This is a genomic window from Marivita sp. (assembly GCF_020055675.1).
In the GTDB taxonomy this organism is placed as follows: Bacteria; Pseudomonadota; Alphaproteobacteria; order Rhodobacterales; family Rhodobacteraceae; genus Marivita.
This window is the reverse complement of sequence record NZ_JAIPUS010000006.1, coordinates 16,059-35,044: the sequence shown is the minus strand read 5'-3', so window position 1 is coordinate 35,044 and position 18,986 is coordinate 16,059. Positions and strand designations below refer to the sequence as shown.

The window sequence follows — 18,986 nt, the reverse complement described above, 5'->3', positions numbered from 1 at the left end:
GCATGCCGGTGACATCGGATATCGTGGCCACCTATCGGGGGCCGGGACGGGTGGTGCGCCGCCTGGCGCAAGCGGGGCAGCGCGAAGACCGTGCGTTGGCCATCCTGATGGGGGCTTGCGCGATCCTTTTCATCGCCCGGTGGCCGGCTTTGGCGCGCGAGGCGCATCTTGAAGATGTCGAGTTGAACATGCTTCTGGGCGGCACGCTTCTCGCGACGGTGTTTCTGGCCCCGCTCATGTTCTATGCCTTGGCGCTTGTGGCGCATGGCGTGGCACGGGCGCTTGGTGGCCAGGGTCCGTCTTACAATGCGCGGTTGTCGCTTTTCTGGAGCCTTCTGGCCTCGGCGCCGCTCGTGCTATTGAACGGGCTTGTTGCGGGCTATATCGGGTCAGGTATCGAACTGAGCATCGTGGGGCTGATCTGGTTCTGCGTTTTCATGTGGTTCTGGCTTGCCAGCATGCTGGCGGTGTACCGGAGGGGCGACGCGTGACGATAACCGGCTTCCTGCGGCTGGCCGCTAACACGGTGACAGCCCCGCGCGACGTGGCGCGTCTTTTGCTTGCGATGAATCTGCCGCCGCAGGCGCTCTGGATCGCCTTTGCGCTGGTGATCGTGCTCAACACGCTGATGTTCTCGGTGTCGATGATGCTGATGCCCGGGACGGACGCGATGGGACCGGTTCTGGCCAGCCCCACCGTGTTCGGAGCCATGCTTGCCGTGTCGGTTGCGGCCCTGATCGGGGCGGTCACGATTTGCGGGCGGCCCCTGGGTGGGCAGGCGACCGTGGGTCAGATCGCGATCCTCGTGATCTGGCTTCAGGCGCTGCGGGTTCTGATGCAGGGCGTTGTCGCCTTGGTCGGACCGATCAGCGTGTTCCTGTCCGGCGTCGTTATCAGCGCTGCAACGGTGCTGGGTTTGTGGATCTTTGTGAATTTTATTGATGTTGCCCACGAGTCAGGCAGCCTGTTGCGAGCGGGGTTGATCCTGCTCCTGGCTGTTGTGGGCATGATGCTGGGGCTGAGTATGGTCTTTAGCCTGCTGGGCATCTCGACAGGAGGACTCCCTGGATATGTATGATGTCACCGAAATCCGCCGCGATTTCCCGATCCTCTCGCGCGAGGTGAATGGCAAGCCGCTGGTTTATCTCGACAACGGGGCCAGCGCGCAGAAACCGCAGGTGGTGATCGACGCGATGACACGCGCCTATTCCGAGGAATACGCCAACGTGCATCGCGGCCTGCATTACCTGTCCAATCTCGCGACCGAGAAATACGAGAGCACGCGGGGCGTGATCGCGAAATTCCTCGGGGTGAAGGACGAAAACCAGATCGTCATGAACACCGGCACCACGATGGGCATCAACTTGGTGGCCTATGGCTGGGCGATGCCGCGCTTCGAGGCTGGCGACGAGATCATCCTGTCGGTGATGGAGCATCACGCCAACATCGTGCCCTGGCATTTTCTGCGCGAACGCCAGGGCGTGGTGATCAAGTGGGTCGATGTGGACAGCACCGGGCATCTGGACCCGCAGGCGGTGATCGATGCGATGGGCCCCAAGACCAAGCTGGTCGCGGTCACGCATCTGTCCAATGTGCTGGGCACCGTTGTCGATGTGAAACCCATCTGCAAAGCGGCGCGCGAGCGGGGGATTGCAACGCTGATCGACGGGTCACAATCGGCGGTTCACATGCCAGTGACCGTCGATGACATCGGATGCGATTTTTATGCGATCACCGGGCACAAGCTTTATGGTCCCTCCGGGTCGGGCGCGATCTACATCGCACAGGAAAGACTTGCCGAGATGCAGCCGTTCATCGGTGGCGGCGACATGATCCGCGAGGTCCACAAGGACGAGATCACGTGGAACGACCCGCCGATGAAATTCGAGGCGGGCACACCGGGCATCGTGCAACAGATCGGCCTTGGTGTGGCGCTTGACTACATGATGGGTCTGGGTATGGACAACGTCGCCGCGCATGAAACGAAGCTGCGCGACTATGCCCGCACAAAGCTGGACGGCCTGAATTGGTTGCAAGTGCAGGGCACAACGCCCGACAAAGCGGCACTCTTCAGTTTCACGCTGGACGGGGCGGCGCACGCGCATGACATCTCGACCATTCTTGATAAAAAGGGGGTCGCGGTGCGGGCGGGCCAGCATTGCACCGGGCCTTTGATGGATCATCTTGGTCTGACGGCGACCTGTCGGGCGTCGTTTGGACTGTACAACACCGAAGAAGAGGTGGACAAACTGGTCGACGCGCTTGAACTGGCGCATGACCTTTTTGCCTGAACTGGAGAAACACAATGGCAAGCCTGTCCTTGCGCCGTGCGCGCACCATCATCCGCAAGACGCTCGATGCGGGGCGTGCGGCCGAGCTGAAGCCGCTGTCTGTGATCGTTCTTGACGCGGGTGGCAACATCCAGGCGTTCGAACGCGAGGATGGGGCCAGCCCGGGGCGATTCCAGATCGCGCATGCAAAGGCCTATGGCTCGGTGATGCTGGGCATCGCCGGCACCGCGCAGATGCAACGTGCAGAGGGCCAGGCCTATTTCATCAATGCGGCCTCCGGGGCTTTGGGCGGCCAGTTGATCCCGGTGCCGGGTGGCGTGCTGGTGCGGGATGCCAAGGGCAATGTCGTCGGTGCCGTCGGTGTGACAGGCGACACGTCTGATAATGACGCGGCGGCCGCCAAGGCCGGGATAGACGCGGTGGGCCTGACAGCCGAGATATAAGGAACGGGACATGAGCCGACCAGTCGTCGGGATCATCGGGAACCAGCACCTGATCAACGATCAGTACCCTGCGCATGCCGGAGGGTCGATGAACTCGGAGGCGGTGGCTCAGGTGGCCGATTGCCTGCCGCTGGTGGTGCCGGCTGATCCGCGGTTCATGTCGGTCGCAGAGTTGCTGGATGTCTGCGACGGCTTCCTGCTGACCGGCGGCCGCCCGAACGTGCATCCCGAGGAATACGGCGAGGCCGAGACCGAGGCGCATGGCGCCTTCGACCGGGCGCGCGACGCGATCGCGCTGTCACTGGTGCGCGCCTGTGTGGAACGCGGCCAGCCCTTTCTGGGTATCTGCCGGGGCTTCCAGGAGGTGAATGTCGCCATGGGTGGCACACTGCACCCCGAGATCCGCGATCTGCCGGGCCGGATGAATCACCGGATGCCACCCGATGGTACGCTGGAGGAGAAATTCGCGTTGCGTCATGTCGTGACGCTGGCAGACGGCGGGCGGTTCCATCGCCTGTTCGGATCGACCGAAGTGATGACCAACACGCTGCACGGGCAGGGGATCAAGACTCCGGGGCCACGGATCGTGATCGAAGGGCATGCGCCCGACGGCACACCCGAGGCGGTCTACGTCAAAAATGCACCGGGGTTCACCCTGTCGGTGCAATGGCATCCGGAATGGGACGCGGCCAATGATCCTGTGTCACGGCCTCTGTTCGAGGCGTTCGGCGATGCGGTACGGGCTTGGGCCCAAGGCCACGCGGTGGGCGGACAGCGCGTCACCGCCTTGTAAGTCTAAGGTGACGGAGACTGCCTCGTTCTAGGTCACCGCTTTGCGCTGTTTGAAGTTGGGGGTGTCCCAAAGACGGTTGCGCATGATCCGCGCGAGGATATCGACCGATGCATCCACATCGTCTTCGCCCAGGTAAAGCGGTGTGAAGCCGAACCGCATGATGTCTGGCGCGCGGAAATCGCCGATGACGTCATGTGCGATCAGGGCCTGTATCGCGGCGTAGCCGTCTGCAAATCGAAAGCTGACTTGTGATCCGCGCGCCTCTGGATTGCGCGGGCTTGCGAGCGTCAGATCGGGGCAGGTCGCCTCCACGCCGGCGATGAACCGCTCCGACAAGGCGATAGACTGCGCGCGCAGGGCCTGCATGTCCACATCCTCCCAGACGTCAAGCGCGGCATCCAGTGCCGCCATCTGCACAACCGGCGGCGTGCCGACGCGCATCCGTGCGATGCCTGCACCGGGGGTGTAGCCCAGGTCGAAGGCAAACGGGCTATCATGGCCGAGCCACCCCGACAGCGCGGGCAGTGCGGTGTCGGCATGGCGCGGTGCGACATAGATGAAGGCGGGCGCGCCGGGGCCGCCGTTGAGGTACTTGTAGGTGCAGCCCACCGCGAAATCTGCCTGGACCCCGGCAAGGTCCACCGGCAGCGCGCCTGCCGAATGGGCCAGGTCCCAGACCGTGACAACGCCTGCCGCCTGCGCCTTGGCGGTCAGAGCCGCCATGTCGTGTTTGCGCCCGGTGCGGTAATCGATTTCGGTGACAAGCGTCACGGCGATCTCGTCGGTGATTGCCGCCTCGATCTCTTCGGGCTCCACCAACCGCAACTCGTAGTCCGGGCCCAGCAAGGAAATGAGACCTTCGGCCATGTAAAGATCGGACGGAAAATTCCCGGTGTCCGACAGGATCACACGGCGGTCGGGGGTCAATTTGATTGCCGCGGCAAGCGCTTGGTAAACCTTGATCGACAGGGTGTCCCCGACCACCACATGTCCCTCTTCCGCCCCGATGAGCCGACCGATCCGGTCGCCGAGCCGTGCCGGCATGTCCATCCAGCCACATGCATTCCAGCCTTTGATCAGGTGTTCGCCCCATTCGTCCTGCATCGCCGCGGCGACGCGTGCCACGGCCCGCTTGGGCAAGGGGCCAAGCGAATTGCCATCCAGGTAGATCATGCCATCGGGCAGATGAAACGCGTCGCGGGTGGCGGTGAAATCGGTCATTGTCAGGGCCCCTCAGGCTCAGAGATTTGTTCGGAGGTGCCAGAGATCGGGGAAAAGTTCAATCTCGTGCATCCGCCCGCGACAGGACATGCCGCCTGCAGGGTCGCAGGTCTCGGTCACATCTCGCCGCCGGCGATCTGGATGGCTTGACCATTGACGCTGCCGGAGTTCGGGCCGCACAGCCAAAGAGCCGCTTCGGCCACTTCCTCGGGGGGGATCAGGCGGCCATGCGGGTTGGCCCCGACCATGACGTCGCTCGCCTCGTCTTCGCTCAGTCCCGTGCGCGCCATGATGCGGTCGATGTTCTGCGGAACGATATCGGTGTCTACATAGGCCGGGCAAATGGCGTTGAAGGTGTAGGGCTTCCCAAGATAATCTGCGGCCAGCCCCCGGATCAGCCCCACCACCGCATGTTTGGAGGCGGTATAGCAGGGCGCCCCCTTCAGCCCGCGCAGCCCGGCGATCGAACTGATCGCGATGACGCGCCCCCAGCCGGTGTCATGCATCGACTTTAGGCTTTCGCGGATTGTCAGGAAGGTGCCATCGATATTGGTGTTCATCATGCTGCGCCAGAAGGCCATATCGGTCTTGTGCAGCGCGCGGCCCTCGGCGACTCCGGCGTTGGGCACGCAGATCTGCACGGGGCCATGCCGGGCCACGGCCCGTGCAATCCCGTCCACGACCGCCATCTCGTCCTGCACGTCCATCACCTGCGGTGACAGGTCATGCGCCTGCGCTGCCTGCTCCAGCACGTCGGTCCGGCGTCCGGTGATCGTCACAACAGCGCCCTGCGCGCAAAGCGTCTTTGCAATGGCAAGGCCGATGCCGGTGCCGCCACCGGTGACAAGGGCGTGTTTCGCGTCCAAGGTCATGCCATCCCCCCACAGTTTGATCCCGACACTACCCGCGTCGCGCGCCGTGACAAGCCACCTGATCGGAAAGGGATTGCATTTGTTATTCGCATTCGTGAATGTGTACACGACAGGAGGAGACCACCCATGCGAATGACCCACATCCTTGCAATCGGACTCAGCGCCGGTGCCGTCAGCGCAAGCGAAGACATTGCCGACAAGTATCCGCAATCCGAGCTCTACAACAAACCCGTGGAAGTGATTCCGCATGTCTTTTCCGCCATTGGCGCCACCGCCCCGCCGACCTATGAAAACGCCGGCCACAACAACAACCTGAGCTTTGTCGTGACCGGTGATGGCGTTGTGGTCATCAATGGCGGCGCGTCGGCTCGGCTGGCCCAGGCGCTGCATGACGAGATCAAGGCGGTGACCGACCAACCGGTGAAGCTGGTCATCAATGAAAACGGGCAGGGCCACGCCATGCTGGGCAACAGCTATTGGGCCGAACAGGGCGTCGATATTCTCGCCCATGCCGATGCGATCGCCGAAGTGGAAAAGAACGGGGATTTCATTCTGCAAGGGATGCAGAACTATAACCGTGACCGGGCCGAGGGCACCACGGTGGTGGTGCCGACTATCAGTTTCGACGACGACTACGTGATCCAGATGGGTGACGTGACATTCGAGGTGCTGCACCTTGGCCCGGCGCACGATCCGGGCGACACACAGGTCTGGATTCCGCAATGGGACATCGTGATCGCCGGCGACATCGCGTTTCACGAACGGATGCCACCGATCTTTCCCGAAACCGACACCGATGCCTGGATCGAAACCTTTGACGGCCCCTTCACGGCGCTTGGGGCGACCTATGTGATCCCCGGTCACGGCCACCCGACGAACATGGCGCAAGTCACGCGCTATACCTCGGATTACGTCAAGGACCTGCGCGCCAGGATCGGCGCACATATCGAAGAGGGCGGCGACCTGGCCAGCGCCTATTATGTCGACCAGTCGAACTGGGATCATCTCGACACGTTCGAAGAACTGGCAACCAAGAATGCGGGCCGGGTCTTTGAGGAGATGGAGTGGGAGTGACACGCGCCCGCTCTTCTTCTCTTTGAAAATATGCCGGGGGAGTCGCCAAGGGCGACGGGGGCTGGCCCCCGCCCATTTCCGTTACGGAAACGCGAAGAGGCGTCAACGCGTCTTCGCCCGGTCTGGAGTGTGCCGTCCGCTGGTCGGCCCAGGGCCGCGCAAAATCACCGCGACAAGGGATCACCGCGACAGGGGCATGACATGCAGCCGAATATCGATCATGCAGATGGTGGATCAACTCCGCGGCCAAGCGTGTCGCCTCGATCCCGACCCGCGCCGCACCCGCAGAAAGCTTCGCGAGTGAATGGTATTTGATCCGGGTCAAGGCAGGGCGATGGTGGCTCTGACAGGGTGAAAGACAGGTAACCAACAAAGGAGTGGACCATTGTCACATACGCCGCATGAATTGGCCGAGGAATTCCCAGAGCATGTCGATCAAATGAGCGCCTTGAAGCAGTCAGACGCGCATTTCGCCAAGCTTTTCGAGACCTATCACGATATCAACCGCGCGGTTCATCGGGCCGAAACCAATGTCGAGCCGATCGACACGTTCTCCGAAACCGAGCTGCGCAAGAAGCGCGGGGCGCTCAAGGACGAGATCTGGAGCTACTTGCAGGGCTGATCAGGGCAAGACAGATGTGATCGCCTGGGTCACGGGCCGGGACATTGGCCGCGCGTTGGAGCCGAATGTCGCGGCCACGCTGCCATCCGGGGCGATCAGCACCTTGTTGAAATTCCAGCTTGGGGCGAACCCGGCTTCAGCCTCCAGCCACTTGTAGAAGGGATGGGCGTCCTCGCCACGGATCGCTGTGATGGTTGTCATCGGGAAATCCAGACCGAAATTGACCTCGCAGAAATCCTTGACCTCATCGTTGCTCGCCAATTCCTGCCGAAAATCGTCAGACGGGATGGCCAGGACCACCAATCCCAGGTCCCTGTAGGTGTCATAGAGCCTCTGCAGACCGTCATATTGCGATGTGAATCCGCAACGCGACGCCGTGTTCACGACAAGGACCGGTTGTCCGCGCCAGTCGGACAAGGTGATTTCACCGCCGTCGATCGACGGGAAGGTGAACCCCGCAGGGGCCGCGTGGCCAAGCGAGGTGAACAAGGTCAACAGGACCGCCAGAACTCTGCGCATGTCATTTCTCCTTTGCCCGGGATATAGCCGGGTCCGGCGACAAGAAAAGCCTCAAAGCTTGCACAATACATGACCGCTCTGCGATCCCGCCCGTGGGCATGACCGGTGTTCTCAGAAATCGGGATGTTGTGGAAGGTGACCGGGGTGATCATCTTGTGCGCCACCATAGGCGCCAACCCTGATCCGAACGCCGCGCCGCCGCAAACCGGCGGTCTCCGCTTGTCTCGAAGGGTCTCGACATGGCGGGATGCCAGCGAGGCGACAAGCCGCTTGCGAGGCGCATCGGACCTGCCCATATTGCGGGGAACGACGTGGAGGGACGGAACATGGCAGGGGGATGGACCCGTGACGGCGCGGTGCAGGAGCAAATAGATGCTTCGATCACCGATGAGCTGGCCAGGCTGAAAGCACGGCGGTCACCGGTGGGCGAGAGCCGCACCCATTGTGCGGACTGTGATGAACCGATCCCCCAAAAGCGGCGCGCCGCCCTGCCGGGGGTCAAGCTGTGTATCGAATGCCAGCAGGATCGCGATGGAGCCCGTGTGGCGCGTGGCGGCGTCAACCGTCGCGGGTCGAAAGACAGCCAGTTGAAGTGAACGCGGGCGCGGGCCCCGGCAAGTGCCTTGGGGGCTTTGCCCCCAAACCCCCAGGATATTTTCAGCAAGAAGAAAGGGGTGCCCGCAGGTGCCGACACCCCTGAAAGAAGGTGTGACCTTCTCCTTGCGCGGTCATCGGCGTCCCCGCCTGTACCGCGCCTTCAGGCTGGCGCGGATTGGTTAAGATCGCGTTACCGGCTTTCTTCTTGCCGGAAATATCCGGCCTTATGTATCAAACGCACCAACAATCTAGCTGATCTTCTGCCCCGTGTGAATCATCATGCGGGGTATGCAGGATCGAACCATCAACAACGCGCTGCTGGCGCTGTATCGCGCGGGCGAAGGGCTTGAGCATGTAGAAGCCCTGATGGCTCTGCGCGGCGTCGAGAAGCCAGCCAGAACGCACGACAGGCCATTGTCTCGCGGCAGGTGCAAGCGGCTGGCGCTGTCTATGCTGCCCTGTACGTCCTCACAGATCGCTGACGCCATAGAGGAGACAGTGCCAGGTATTACCCGCAAGAGCGCGGTGCAGCGCGCCTATATGGCGCTTGTGAGGCTAGAGGCGCGTGGGGTGGTGCGGCGTGAGGGGCGGGTGTGGAGGCTGGCCCCGTAGGGCTTAGCAAGCCGTAGGCTTGGTGGTCCAACGCGGTCCGGCCCTACTGTAGCGATACACAATTTGAGCAGGTTCGCGCAGCTCACGGTCTTCGCGGCTTTTTAGCACCAGCATTAGCGCCGACCGGTAAAAGCTACCCAAAAATACAGCGTTTAGCGAAGAAACGATAAGAGCGGAACCCATAGCGTGCGCCATCGCGTGTTGAGCAGTGTCGCTCAACGCCGCAACGCCCTCAGCCACAGCTTCCGAGCCGGTGTCGTCTGCGCGACCATTGAGCGCCCTACTAAAGAGGACAAGCCGAATGAGTTTCGCGCCATCCATCATGGCGTCCCCCATCGACACGACAACTTCTCTAAGTTCGGCGTGTGCGTTAGGGTCGGTATTTTTCAAGAATATCATCGCGTTAGCGTGGTATTCGTCAATAAGTTCTGATCGCTCTTGGGAGTGTTTTACCCATACGTCTAGTTTCTTTCGCACCCAAGGAAGCGAGAAGACCAGCGCGATTAGAACTATCGGCAAAGCAACTGAGGTCAGAAAAGATAGTTGTGTCACGGTGCCTTCCCTCCTTCATTCTTGCCGTCTTTGTTTTGGTTCTTCTTGTTCTGTAACTTAAGCATAGAACGCTTGTGCGCCAAGTTTGTTCTGTGCCTATCGTTCAAAAATGTCCCAACTGCGGTCCCGATCGGGGGAATATGTGGCAACCCCCAAATTATGAAAACGAAGGCAAGAAGCCCCAAAAGCCGTATGCACCAGACTGTCTAACAAATAGTTCTATCGCGTCCGTGTCAATTTGCAACAATTCACTCCATTGCTACCAGAAGTGTTACAGCATTGATCACCGTCAACTTCAAGCCGCCCGCTGCCAGTAGCCCTTCCAAGTCCTGCTAACCCGTGCATCCATCGCGTTGCTGACCAGCGTGTGTGCCAGAGTGCCGTTGTCGGTGCGGCGGTTGTCTTCCATCCATGCCGCGTGGTTCGCGTACTGGTGAAGGTACTGCGGGCTAACGTGGTGGTGCTGACCGCCCACCATGCGACGGAGGCGTGAGAAGTAGCTTTCTGCCATGTTGGTGTGCTTGCCGTGGTCGCTGTAGATTTCGCTGTGGTTCACGCGCTCGACGTTCCAGCCCGCGTGTAGCAGGTCCCAATGGCTTGCTTCGTCAGCTGAGATAGTCGCCATGCGGCTGACGTGCTCATTCACCAGCGCCACGCCTTCACCCTCAGAGAGGGTAACAAACGGCAGTGTGCGGCCCGGACGTTCGCGCATAGCGACAACGACGCGGCGCTTATCAGAACGGTTCTCTTTCAAGCGACGATCCTTACGGTCTGCCTTGGCGTTTTCAGGGCGAACGTGACCGCCGAAGTAAGCGCCATCAACTTCGACGTGACCATCAAGCACAACGCCTGTCTGAACTTCTTGCGCCATCGCTTCGCGCAGCTTGTGGGCCAACACAAAGGCTGTCTTGTACTGGCAGTCCAGATCGCGGGAAAGCTGGATCATGCTCACGCCCTTGGAGGCGTTGACCATGATGCAGATCGCCGCCAGCAGGTCCACAAAGTCCATCTTGCGGCTGGCAAAGATCGTGCCGGATGTGACGCTGAACTGGTGCGCACATGCCTTGCACTTGAACTTGCGCCGCGTGGTGATCTTGTACGTTTCGTCATGGCTGCAACGCGGGCAAACCGCTTCGCCATTGGTCTCAGGCCAGCGCATTTCGCAGAACGTCTGGTAGGCCGCTTCCTCGCCTGCCTTGTAGATCGAACGCAGGCTGAGGGTGCGGGACGCTGCTGAGAGAAGAAAGTGCTGTGCCATTTTGTACTGTATCCATTGCTTACGTAACGAATATAGTACCTAGACGTATCGGATACAATACCCTATGTAATGAAAACAGTACTTTTATTTATATGGGTGATACATGCCAGAGCAAACAGACTGGGAGGCGCAAGCAGCGGGGCTGCTCAAGGCCGAGTTGAAGCGCAAAGGGGTGACTTACGCTCAACTTGTTGAAAGGCTTGCTGATATAGGAATCAGTGAAAAAGAGGTGAACGTCCGCAACAAGCTGTCCCGAGGGAAGTTTTCAGCGGCGTTTATGTTGGCATGTCTAAAAGCGGTTGGATCATCGCAGCTACACTTGGAATAGCAGCACTCGCATTGATCGGGATCGGGGTGTTCTACTCTTATGATAGCTTCTCAAGATATCAGCAGGATCACGCCAGCCAGCGCGGTGAGGTAGCCCAAAACCAAACAAGCGCAGCTAGCAAAGGCATAGAGTTCTGTCGGACCAGCCTGAGCCAAGATGGAGTTTTTGCGTGGTTTGAGTGTGTCGTAAAATCCGTAACCGCCAATAGCGAAGACAAGCAGTCCCAATATGACTTGAAGGCCCAGCAAGACATGGCTGCGTGGGCTTATGGGATGTTCATAGCTACGCTGTGGATCGCTGGCATCACCTTGGTTGGTGTTCTGTTTGTGGGGTGGACTCTCATCGCCACTCGGCGAATGGCTATCGACACTAGAGAATTTGGCGTTGCTCAAACTCGCCCATGGTTGTCCCTGAAGCTGGAAGTTGGATCGGACTTGGCCTTCAAAGATGATGGGGGCAGAATTGCAATTATCGCCACTCTGGTGAACCATGGGCATAGTCCTGCAATCGCTGTGGATGTGCACTTCGCAAGTACTGCCGCGATTGAAAGGGAAATGACCGTTTCGGAGGAGACCCGCGCCCGCCCATTTATCGCCAGCCAGAAGCGCAGTCGGTTCGGGCACCGCATTTTTCCTCAAGAACCGCACCGACACCGGGCGAAAATTACTATTCCAATATCCAGAGAGGGATTCGAACGCGGAATGATCTCCCCTGTCGTCGTTTGCTCCGTGCGATATCAAACCCCAGGAGACCCTCAAAGCCAGCACTTCACTGATGTAGCCATGAGTTTGGTTGATACCGAAAGTGGGATGGGGCTTGGCATGTCTACCAAGGTTAAGGCCATCCCCCAAAACCGTCTCAAATTGGAACAACATGGATTGGGAGCAGTTCAGTAAAAGCGTGAACACCAGCACCTTAATCACGCCTCAGCCCTCCGGCTGGTGCGCTTGATACATAAGGCCGGAAATATCCCCGCCGGAGGCATCCGACGGTTCACACAGGCGGGCGGTTCAGCTTTCCATCGCCTCCAACTCGTCGATCAGGCCGGAAATCATGTTCAGGCCCTTGTCCCAGAATTTCGGGTCGCTGGCGTCGAGACCGAACGGGGCAAGCAGGTCCTTGTGGTGCTTCGAGCCGCCGGCCTTGAGCATGTTGAAATACTTGTCCTGGAAGCCGACCGGGTTTTCCTCGTAATTCGCGTAGAGCGCGTTCACCAGACCGTCGCCAAAGGCGTAGGCGTAGACATAGAACGGCGAGTGTACGAAGTGGGGGATATAGGCCCAGAACGTTTCGTAGCCGGGCATGAATTCGAAGGCCGGTCCAAGGGATTCGGCCTGTACCGACATCCAGAGCGCGTTGATGTCGTTCGGGGTAAGCTCACCGCCGCGACGGGCCTCGTGCAGTTTGCATTCGAAGTCGTAGAACGCGATCTGGCGGACGACGGTGTTGATCATGTCCTCGACCTTGCCGGCCAGCAGCACCTTCTTTTCGGCATCGTCTTTTGCATTGTCGAGCATGCGGCGGAAGGTGAGCATTTCGCCGAAGACTGACGCGGTTTCGGCCAGTGTCAGCGGCGTGGAGGCCAGCATTTCCCCCTGGTCGGCGGCAAGCACCTGGTGCACGCCGTGGCCCAGCTCGTGCGCAAGGGTCATGACGTCGCGCGGTTTGCCCAGGTAATTGAGCATGACATACGGGTGGACATCCGTCACGGTCGGGTGCGCAAACGCCCCCGGTGCCTTGCCGGGCTTCACGGCGGCATCGATCCAGCCATCGGTGAAGAAGGGTTTGGCAATGTCGGACATGCGTGGATCGAAGGCGTGATAGGCCGTCATCACGGTCTCGGTTGCCTCGTCCCAATCCACGATGCGGGTGGTTTCCATCGGCAGGGGTGCGTTGCGATCCCAGACCTGCATCACGTCCAGTCCCAGCCATTTGCGCTTGAGCTCGTAGTAGCGATGGCTGAGCTTGGGGTAGGCGGCGACCACCGCATCGCGCAGCGCCTCGACCACTTCGGGTTCGACATCATTCGCCAGGTGCCGCCCGGTCTGGGCCGTGGGCATGCCGCGCCAGCGATCCATGACCTCCTTCTCCTTGGCCTGCGTGTTGTGAACGCGGGAGAAGGTCTTGATGTTCTCGGCGAAGACGGCAGCGAGTTCGCGCGCGGCGGCCTCGCGTTTCGCGCGGTCCTGTTCGGTGAGCAGGTTCAAGGTGCCCTCGATGCTGAGCAGTTCACCATCGACTTCGAATTCCAGCCCGGCGATGGTTTCGTCGAAAAGCCGTTCCCAGGCATCCCCGACGACACCCATGTCGTGCAGGAATTTCTCCAACTCGTCGGACAATTGATACGGTTTCATGGCGCGGATTCGGCGGATCGCGGGTCGATAGCGCGCGAGGTCGTCATTCGCCTCCATGAGCGCGTCGATCTTGGCATCGTCGATGCGGTTCAGCTCCAGCGTGAAGAACACCAGCGGCGTGGTGTAGATCGTGATCTTTTCCTGCTGATCCGACAGGAATTTCGCGCGCTGGGCGTCGGTCGTCAGCTGGTAATACCGCAGGCCCGCGTAGGACATGATGCGGCCTGCGATATTCTCGATCTTTTCGTGGCGGTGGATCGCGGTGAGGAACGCCTCGCCTGTCAGATCGGCCAGCTTGCCCTCGTAATCGGCGGCAAAGCTGCGGCAGGCCTCTTCCAGCCAGTCCAGATCGCGTTTCAGCTCTGCTGCGTCGTCGGAGGCGTAAAGGTGGGTCAGATCCCACACTGGCAGATCCCCCAGGTCTCTGGAGCCGCTCCGGGCGTTGGCGTCATATACGGGGGAAGGCGTGCGCAGCATTGGGTGTCTCCTGTTCTTCGTTGTCTTCGAACCTGTGCCGTGTGGCCGACAGGTTCAAGGGGCAATAGCGCGGGACCCGACGGGACTGGTGCTCGTGTCAACCGTAGGTTTCGAGCATCTCCTTCAGATCGTCGAGCGTGTTGGCCTCCTGCAGCGGCTTGTCATGCCGCCAGCGGGACATGCGCGGAAAGCGCAGCGCGATGCCGGATTTGTGGCGCGGCGAGGCATGGATGCCCTCGAAAGCGATCTCGAAGACGTGATGCGGGGTGACCTGCCGCACGGGACCAAAGCGCTGTTGCGTATTCTTGCGGACCCAGGCGGTGATCTGGCGAAACTCCTCGTCCGTCAGGCCGGAATAGGCCTTGGTAAAGGGGACCAGATCGTTGCCGTTCCAGACCGCGAAGGTGAAATCGGTGAATAGGTTGGCACGGCGGCCATGGCCTTGCTGGGCATAGATCATCACGGCGTCCACGGTCAGTGGATCGAGCTTCCATTTCCACCAATCGCCTTTCTTGCGCCCTGAAAGATAGGGGCTGTCCTTGCGTTTGAGCATCAGCCCCTCGGCGCGGTGATCGCGGGCGGTGACGCGGATGTCGGCAAGTCTGTCCCAGGTGTCGAAGGGCAGCGCTGGCGCCACGCGGATCGGTGCGTCCCGGGGCAGTTCCTGCAAGATCGCATTCATGCGCGCGCGACGGTGGTTGAGCGGCTGGTGACGCAGGTCCTGTCCGTTTTCCTCCAGCAGATCGTAGGACAGGAGGATCACCGGGGCCTCTTTGAGAAGTTTTTTCGGCACGGTCTTGCGACCGATCCTGGCCTGGAGCGTGTTGAAGGGATAGGGCTGGTCGCCATCCCACGCGACGATTTCGCCATCCAGAACGGTCCCATTCGGCAGAAAATCGGGCAGGCGGCCGAATTCCGGGAAACGGTCGGTCATCAATTCTTCGCCGCGCGACCAGACGTGATGGGTGCCGCCCCGCAGGATCACCTGACCGCGGATGCCGTCCCATTTCCATTCCGCGAGCCAGTCTTCGGGATCTCCCAGCCCGTCGGGAGGATCGTCCAGTTGATAGGCAAGATAAAACGGGTAGGGGCGGCTTTCGTCGGCGACCGAATCCTCGGCTTCGATCAGGTGGTGGAAACTGGTTGTCTCGGGCGTCCAACCGCCCATCAGGCGGTGGGCCAGGCTGGCTTCTTCCTGGCCCGTCGCTTGCGCCAAGGCGCGGGTCATCAATTTTCGGCTGACGCCGATGCGGAACCCGCCGGTGATCAACTTGTTGAAGAGAAACCGTTCAGTTGCCTCCAGCTGATCCCAGGCGTCCAGGATCCGCGCTTTGCGGGTCTCGATGTCGGCAGTGACCAAGGATTTCAGCTCGGTGATCCAATGTGTCAACGGCAGGTCGCTTTGCCGGCTCGGCGGAGGCAGGACGAGCGCAATGGTCTCGGCCAGATCGCCGACAACCGGGTAGCTTTCTTCGAGCAGCCAAAGCGGAATATCCCCCTGTTCCGCCGCCCATTCGCGCAGTTGGGTGGTTGTGACCGCGCGCTTTGGGCGACGTCCCGAAAACAGCGCAATGGTCCAGAGTTTGTCATCATCGCTGGCTTGCGTGAAGAAATTCGCCAAAGCTTTTGTTTTGGCAGTCGTTTTGGTTGTCTGGTCAATTGTTGTGAAAAGCGTTGCAAAGTCTTTCATGCGGCGTCGACCTCATCGTCATTGCCGCCGAATTCGGTGGGCACGACCTTTGCGTTATACCCTTGACTGTTCAGCCATCGCGCAAAAATATCCGTATAACCATGCGTTGCGTATATTTTTTCTGCTCCAGTGGATTCGATGGCATGCATCAGGCCGGGCCAATCGGCATGGTCCGACACGACGAATCCACGGTCCGCTGCACGTCGGCGACGCACGCCGCGCAGCTGCATCCAGCCGGAGGCGAATCCGGTGGACGATGTGCCGAATCGATGTGCCCATTTGGACCCGACCGCAGATGGCGGCGCGATCACCAGGGCGCCGGGATAATCCTTGGTATCCAGGTCCGGCGTGACCTGGACCGTGTCCGGCAAAGCATAGCCTTGTCCACGCAAAACGGCATTGGTGGCCTCCACCGCGCCATGGGTCAGGATCGGGCCGACATCGGGGTTCAGCATCCGCATCAGGCGTTGCGCCTTGCCAAGCGAATAGGCACCCAGGATCGAACACCGCCCGGCGGCGGCGTTGGCGGCCCACCAGTCGTTCAATTGCAGGGCCACGTCGCCCTGGTCTGCCCATTTGAAAACCGGCAGGCCGAAGGTGCATTCGGTGATGAAGCTGTGACAGCGCACGGGCTCGAAGGTTTCGGAAAGGCCGTCGGGGACCACCTTGTAATCGCCCGAGACGACCCAGACCTCGCCCGCGACCTCGACCCGGATCTGTGCCGATCCGGGCAGGTGCCCGGCTGGATGAAACGAGACCGACGCATCGCCGATTCTGCGAAACTCGCCGAATTTAACCGTTTCTACAGAAATATCCCCGAGCCTGTGCTGCATGACCGGCGCGCAGGCGTCCGTGCACAAGTAACGACGATGCCCCGGCCGCGCATGGTCGGCGTGCCCGTGGGTGATCAGCGCGCGATCCACAGGGCGCCAAGGGTCGATGAAGAAATCGCCAGCGGCGCAATAGATGCCGCGATCGGTAAAGGTGAGTACGTCGTTCGCCATACCGCAAAACATAGGAGGCAAAGCCCATATCGCCAGAGCCGCTATCGCCGGAGCAGTGCCAAGCTGCGCGCCTCGCTTGGGGTAAGCGCTTGGGCCATTGAGAGGCTGTCATGCTCATCGCCGGATTTTGCCAACGTCTTTTGTCGGGCGGGCCTTTGGCCGGGGCGGCCCTGAGAACACCGGCACATCAGGTGACCGAGGTGCTGGATTTTGTCGGTCTCGATGTCAGTCTTGCGCCTTGGGGCAAGGCGACGAAACCACGCGACCGGGTGCCAAACGGCATGTGCTGTGTCTTTGCCGCGCCCGGACATGCCGGGATGCGCGTTGGCGCCACGGTACAATAGCGGCGCCGGCACGTGTTCGGCAAATCCTAGGTGCTGAAGCTTGCAAAGAGCGACATCGCCGCACCTGTGACCTGTTTGCGTGTGCCCGCGGTCTCCATCAGCACTTCGTGCTCTGCGCCATCGACCAAAAGCAGCTTGCCGCCCGGCCAGTTGGTCATCCTATCGCGGATGCGTGTCGTATCGACGATGCGTTCATTCGAGCCGAGACAGCACAAGGCCGGCATTGCCGGCGATTTCATCTGCGCAAGCGCGTTACATTCGGCAATCGCGCTGCCCAGCCATGCGTAAGACGGGCCGCCCAGCCCGAATCGCGGCTCCGCCTGCACATGGCGGCGCATGTAATCGAACATATCGCGGTCTGTGGTGAGCATGTTGTCCGCGAACCGTTCGGACATGGGGTAGCTTTTGGCCGATGTGCCCGCAGCAAGCCGGTGCCCTTGGCCCAAAGCCTTCGCGATCCGCGTCAGGGTCCAGGCCACCGGGCGCAGATAGGCCGCCATGTCGATACCCCACATCGGGCCTGTGAACATGACCGCGCGAATGTCGCTGCCCGACATGAGCGCCCGCAGGCCGATACAGCCGCCCATGGAGTGCGCGATCATGTGCCAGGGGCGTGGCAGGTCACGGTCGCGCGCAAAGGCGCGCACCGCGGCCCAGTCCTTCTGGTAGTCGAGAAATGTGCCGACATGCCCGACCATCGGGTCATCGCCCAGCCGGTCGGCCAGTCCTTGCCCGCGCCAGTCAATGGTCACCATGTCAAACCCGGCCCGAACGACATCCCGCGCAGTGTGGCCGTATTTCTCGATATACTCGGTCCGGCCCGGCAGCAGGAACACCGTGCCCTTGCCCGACTGCGACGCCGCGTGCCCGGCCCGGATTCGCACCCCGTCCGACGTGGTCAGCCAGTAGGCCTTGGTGTCCGGACCCTCGGCCAGGTCGTCGCGATAGGGGGCGGCCTGTGGCATCAGGCCAGCGTCGAGGCCAGTTTCATCGCCATACCCATGTCGCCGTCGATGCTGAGACGGCCCGACATGAAAGCGCTGGTGGGGTCGAGCGATCCGTCGAAAATTTCGCGAAACGTCTCGGCATCGGCGGTCAGCGTAACGTCGGCGGCGTCGTCACCGTCGCGCGCGCCGTCACCATCGACGATCATGCTGCCTTCACCTTCGATGTTGAACCGGGCCGTGCCGTCGATCCCGCCGCCATCGAGTTTTACATTCATGGCGCTGACGGCCTCTTTCACGACGTCGCTCATCTGATCGTCTCCTTGTGATCGGGTTGCGGGTTGCAAGACTGGCATCTGCCATATGTTACGCTATGTTCCACAGTGGTTATGAGGATGACGATGAGCAAACACAAATCTGCCGTTGCGGCATTTCTAACCGCCGCCTGTCTGACCGCCGCGCCGGTCCTGGCGCAAGAGGACCGTTTGTCCGAATTGCTGGACGAGCTGGCCGGGGCCGAAGACGCCCGCACCGCGGCGCGGTTGGAAAAGCAGGTGCAGCAGGAATGGTCGAAATCCGGCTCGGCCAGCATCGACCTTCTGCTGAAACGTGGCGAGGATGCGCTTGAGGTCGATAATCTTGACGCGGCGATCGAACATCTGACAGCGCTGACCGATCATGCGCCCGAGTTTGCGGAAGGCTGGCACACATTGGCTTTGGCCTATTACCGGGTCGAGAAATTTGGCCCCGCCGCCGGAGCGCTCGAACGGGCATTGGCGCTCAATCCGCATCACTTCGGCGCGCTGCGTGGGCTTGGTGCGATATTTGAACAGGTGAACCGGCCCCACCTTGCGTATGACGCCTATTCGCGGGTACTGAACCTCAGGCCGCACGATTCCGGCGCGATCGACGCGCTGGAGCGGCTGGAGCGGCGGGTGAACGGGCAGACACTCTGACCCGTTGAAATCGCGCGAGCAGGACGGCAAAGGAC

Annotated in this window: 22 protein-coding genes; 12 read left to right on the top strand and 10 right to left on the bottom strand. The window is 60.8% G+C overall.

Annotation, left to right across the window (positions count from 1 at the left end):
* Nucleotides 1-2: 2 nt before the first annotated feature.
* The 5 genes from LCF59_RS06095 to LCF59_RS06075 are packed head-to-tail and all read left to right on the top strand — an operon-like array spanning nt 3 to nt 3,527.
* Entirely contained in the window at nt 3-491 is a 489-nt protein-coding gene (locus tag LCF59_RS06095; protein ID WP_292286560.1) for a YIP1 family protein, read from the top strand.
* Complete coding sequence (locus LCF59_RS06090) at nt 488-1,078, top strand: YIP1 family protein (protein ID WP_292286559.1); 591 nt, start codon at nt 488-490, stop codon at nt 1,076-1,078. Before LCF59_RS06095 ends, LCF59_RS06090 begins: the two co-directional genes overlap by 4 nt.
* The gene (locus LCF59_RS06085) at nt 1,071-2,291 is read left to right on the top strand and encodes a cysteine desulfurase (protein WP_292286558.1); all 1,221 of its coding nucleotides are present in this window, start codon (nt 1,071-1,073) and stop codon (nt 2,289-2,291) included. Before LCF59_RS06090 ends, LCF59_RS06085 begins: the two co-directional genes overlap by 8 nt.
* A gap of 14 nt (nt 2,292-2,305) precedes the next feature.
* Nucleotides 2,306-2,734: a heme-binding protein gene (locus LCF59_RS06080; RefSeq protein ID WP_292286557.1), complete on the top strand. Its 429-nt coding sequence runs from the start codon at nt 2,306-2,308 to the stop codon at nt 2,732-2,734.
* A 10-nt stretch (nt 2,735-2,744) separates the two neighbouring features.
* Nucleotides 2,745-3,527 carry a gamma-glutamyl-gamma-aminobutyrate hydrolase family protein gene (locus LCF59_RS06075; protein WP_292286556.1) on the top strand — a complete coding sequence of 261 codons (783 nt, stop codon included), beginning with the start codon at nt 2,745-2,747 and terminating at the stop codon, nt 3,525-3,527.
* A 27-nt stretch (nt 3,528-3,554) separates the two neighbouring features.
* Here the strand turns inward: LCF59_RS06075 and kynU are convergent, their stop codons facing one another.
* Both kynU and LCF59_RS06065 read right to left on the bottom strand, forming a co-directional pair.
* Complete coding sequence (gene kynU / locus LCF59_RS06070) at nt 3,555-4,748, bottom strand: kynureninase (RefSeq protein WP_292286555.1); 1,194 nt, start codon at nt 4,746-4,748, stop codon at nt 3,555-3,557.
* A gap of 116 nt (nt 4,749-4,864) precedes the next feature.
* Nucleotides 4,865-5,620: an SDR family NAD(P)-dependent oxidoreductase gene (locus tag LCF59_RS06065; RefSeq protein ID WP_292286554.1), complete on the bottom strand. Its 756-nt coding sequence runs from the start codon at nt 5,618-5,620 to the stop codon at nt 4,865-4,867.
* A 126-nt stretch (nt 5,621-5,746) separates the two neighbouring features.
* On the opposite strand from LCF59_RS06065, the gene LCF59_RS06060 reads away from it, so the two are divergent.
* Nucleotides 5,747-6,694, top strand: coding sequence for an MBL fold metallo-hydrolase (locus LCF59_RS06060; RefSeq protein WP_292286553.1), 948 nt, complete (start codon nt 5,747-5,749; stop codon nt 6,692-6,694).
* 385 nt (nt 6,695-7,079) lie between these two features.
* Complete coding sequence (locus LCF59_RS06055) at nt 7,080-7,316, top strand: YdcH family protein (protein WP_292286552.1); 237 nt, start codon at nt 7,080-7,082, stop codon at nt 7,314-7,316.
* Here LCF59_RS06055 and LCF59_RS06050 read toward each other — a convergent pair whose 3' ends face one another.
* Entirely contained in the window at nt 7,317-7,835 is a 519-nt protein-coding gene (locus LCF59_RS06050) for a glutathione peroxidase (protein WP_292286551.1), read from the bottom strand.
* A 326-nt stretch (nt 7,836-8,161) separates the two neighbouring features.
* Here LCF59_RS06050 and LCF59_RS06045 point away from each other — a divergent pair, with 326 nt between their 5' ends.
* Nucleotides 8,162-8,431 (top strand): DksA/TraR family C4-type zinc finger protein, encoded by a 270-nt coding sequence (locus LCF59_RS06045; RefSeq protein WP_292286550.1) that lies wholly within the window; start codon nt 8,162-8,164, stop codon nt 8,429-8,431.
* A 616-nt stretch (nt 8,432-9,047) separates the two neighbouring features.
* Here LCF59_RS06045 and LCF59_RS06040 read toward each other — a convergent pair.
* Together LCF59_RS06040 and LCF59_RS06035 are read right to left on the bottom strand one after the other, a co-directional pair.
* A complete protein-coding gene (locus tag LCF59_RS06040) occupies nt 9,048-9,596 on the bottom strand; it encodes a hypothetical protein (protein ID WP_292286549.1) in 549 nt (182 codons plus the stop codon).
* 295 nt (nt 9,597-9,891) lie between these two features.
* Nucleotides 9,892-10,854 carry an IS1595 family transposase gene (locus LCF59_RS06035; protein WP_292286548.1) on the bottom strand — a complete coding sequence of 321 codons (963 nt, stop codon included), beginning with the start codon at nt 10,852-10,854 and terminating at the stop codon, nt 9,892-9,894.
* Between the two features lie 103 nt (nt 10,855-10,957).
* On the opposite strand from LCF59_RS06035, the gene LCF59_RS06030 reads away from it, so the two are divergent.
* Entirely contained in the window at nt 10,958-11,182 is a 225-nt protein-coding gene (locus tag LCF59_RS06030; protein WP_292286547.1) for a DUF6471 domain-containing protein, read from the top strand.
* 11 nt (nt 11,183-11,193) lie between these two features.
* Nucleotides 11,194-12,078, top strand: coding sequence for a hypothetical protein (locus tag LCF59_RS06025; RefSeq protein WP_292286546.1), 885 nt, complete (start codon nt 11,194-11,196; stop codon nt 12,076-12,078).
* 114 nt (nt 12,079-12,192) lie between these two features.
* Here the strand turns inward: LCF59_RS06025 and LCF59_RS06020 are convergent, their stop codons facing one another.
* The 3 genes from LCF59_RS06020 to LCF59_RS06010 form a co-directional block, all read right to left on the bottom strand.
* The gene (locus tag LCF59_RS06020) at nt 12,193-14,013 is read right to left on the bottom strand and encodes a M3 family oligoendopeptidase (protein WP_292286545.1); all 1,821 of its coding nucleotides are present in this window, start codon (nt 14,011-14,013) and stop codon (nt 12,193-12,195) included.
* A gap of 97 nt (nt 14,014-14,110) precedes the next feature.
* Nucleotides 14,111-15,703 carry an ATP-dependent DNA ligase gene (locus tag LCF59_RS06015; RefSeq protein WP_292286544.1) on the bottom strand — a complete coding sequence of 531 codons (1,593 nt, stop codon included), beginning with the start codon at nt 15,701-15,703 and terminating at the stop codon, nt 14,111-14,113.
* A complete protein-coding gene (locus tag LCF59_RS06010; protein ID WP_292286543.1) occupies nt 15,700-16,707 on the bottom strand; it encodes a ligase-associated DNA damage response exonuclease in 1,008 nt (335 codons plus the stop codon). The genes LCF59_RS06015 and LCF59_RS06010 overlap by 4 nt, the downstream gene beginning before the upstream one ends.
* A 110-nt stretch (nt 16,708-16,817) precedes the next feature.
* Here LCF59_RS06010 and LCF59_RS06005 point away from each other — a divergent pair, with 110 nt between their 5' ends.
* Nucleotides 16,818-17,051 carry a hypothetical protein gene (locus tag LCF59_RS06005; protein WP_292286542.1) on the top strand — a complete coding sequence of 78 codons (234 nt, stop codon included), beginning with the start codon at nt 16,818-16,820 and terminating at the stop codon, nt 17,049-17,051.
* A 26-nt stretch (nt 17,052-17,077) separates the two neighbouring features.
* Here LCF59_RS06005 and LCF59_RS06000 read toward each other — a convergent pair whose 3' ends face one another.
* Nucleotides 17,078-18,016: an alpha/beta fold hydrolase gene (locus tag LCF59_RS06000; RefSeq protein ID WP_292286541.1), complete on the bottom strand. Its 939-nt coding sequence runs from the start codon at nt 18,014-18,016 to the stop codon at nt 17,078-17,080.
* Nucleotides 18,016-18,306 (bottom strand): SCP2 sterol-binding domain-containing protein, encoded by a 291-nt coding sequence (locus LCF59_RS05995; RefSeq protein ID WP_292286540.1) that lies wholly within the window; start codon nt 18,304-18,306, stop codon nt 18,016-18,018. Before LCF59_RS05995 ends, LCF59_RS06000 begins: the two co-directional genes overlap by 1 nt.
* Nucleotides 18,307-18,396: 90 nt before the next feature.
* Here LCF59_RS05995 and LCF59_RS05990 point away from each other — a divergent pair, with 90 nt between their 5' ends.
* On the top strand, nt 18,397-18,951 hold the full coding sequence (locus tag LCF59_RS05990; RefSeq protein ID WP_292286539.1) for a tetratricopeptide repeat protein: 555 nt from the start codon (nt 18,397-18,399) through the stop codon (nt 18,949-18,951).
* The last annotated feature ends 35 nt before the right edge of the window (nt 18,952-18,986 follow it).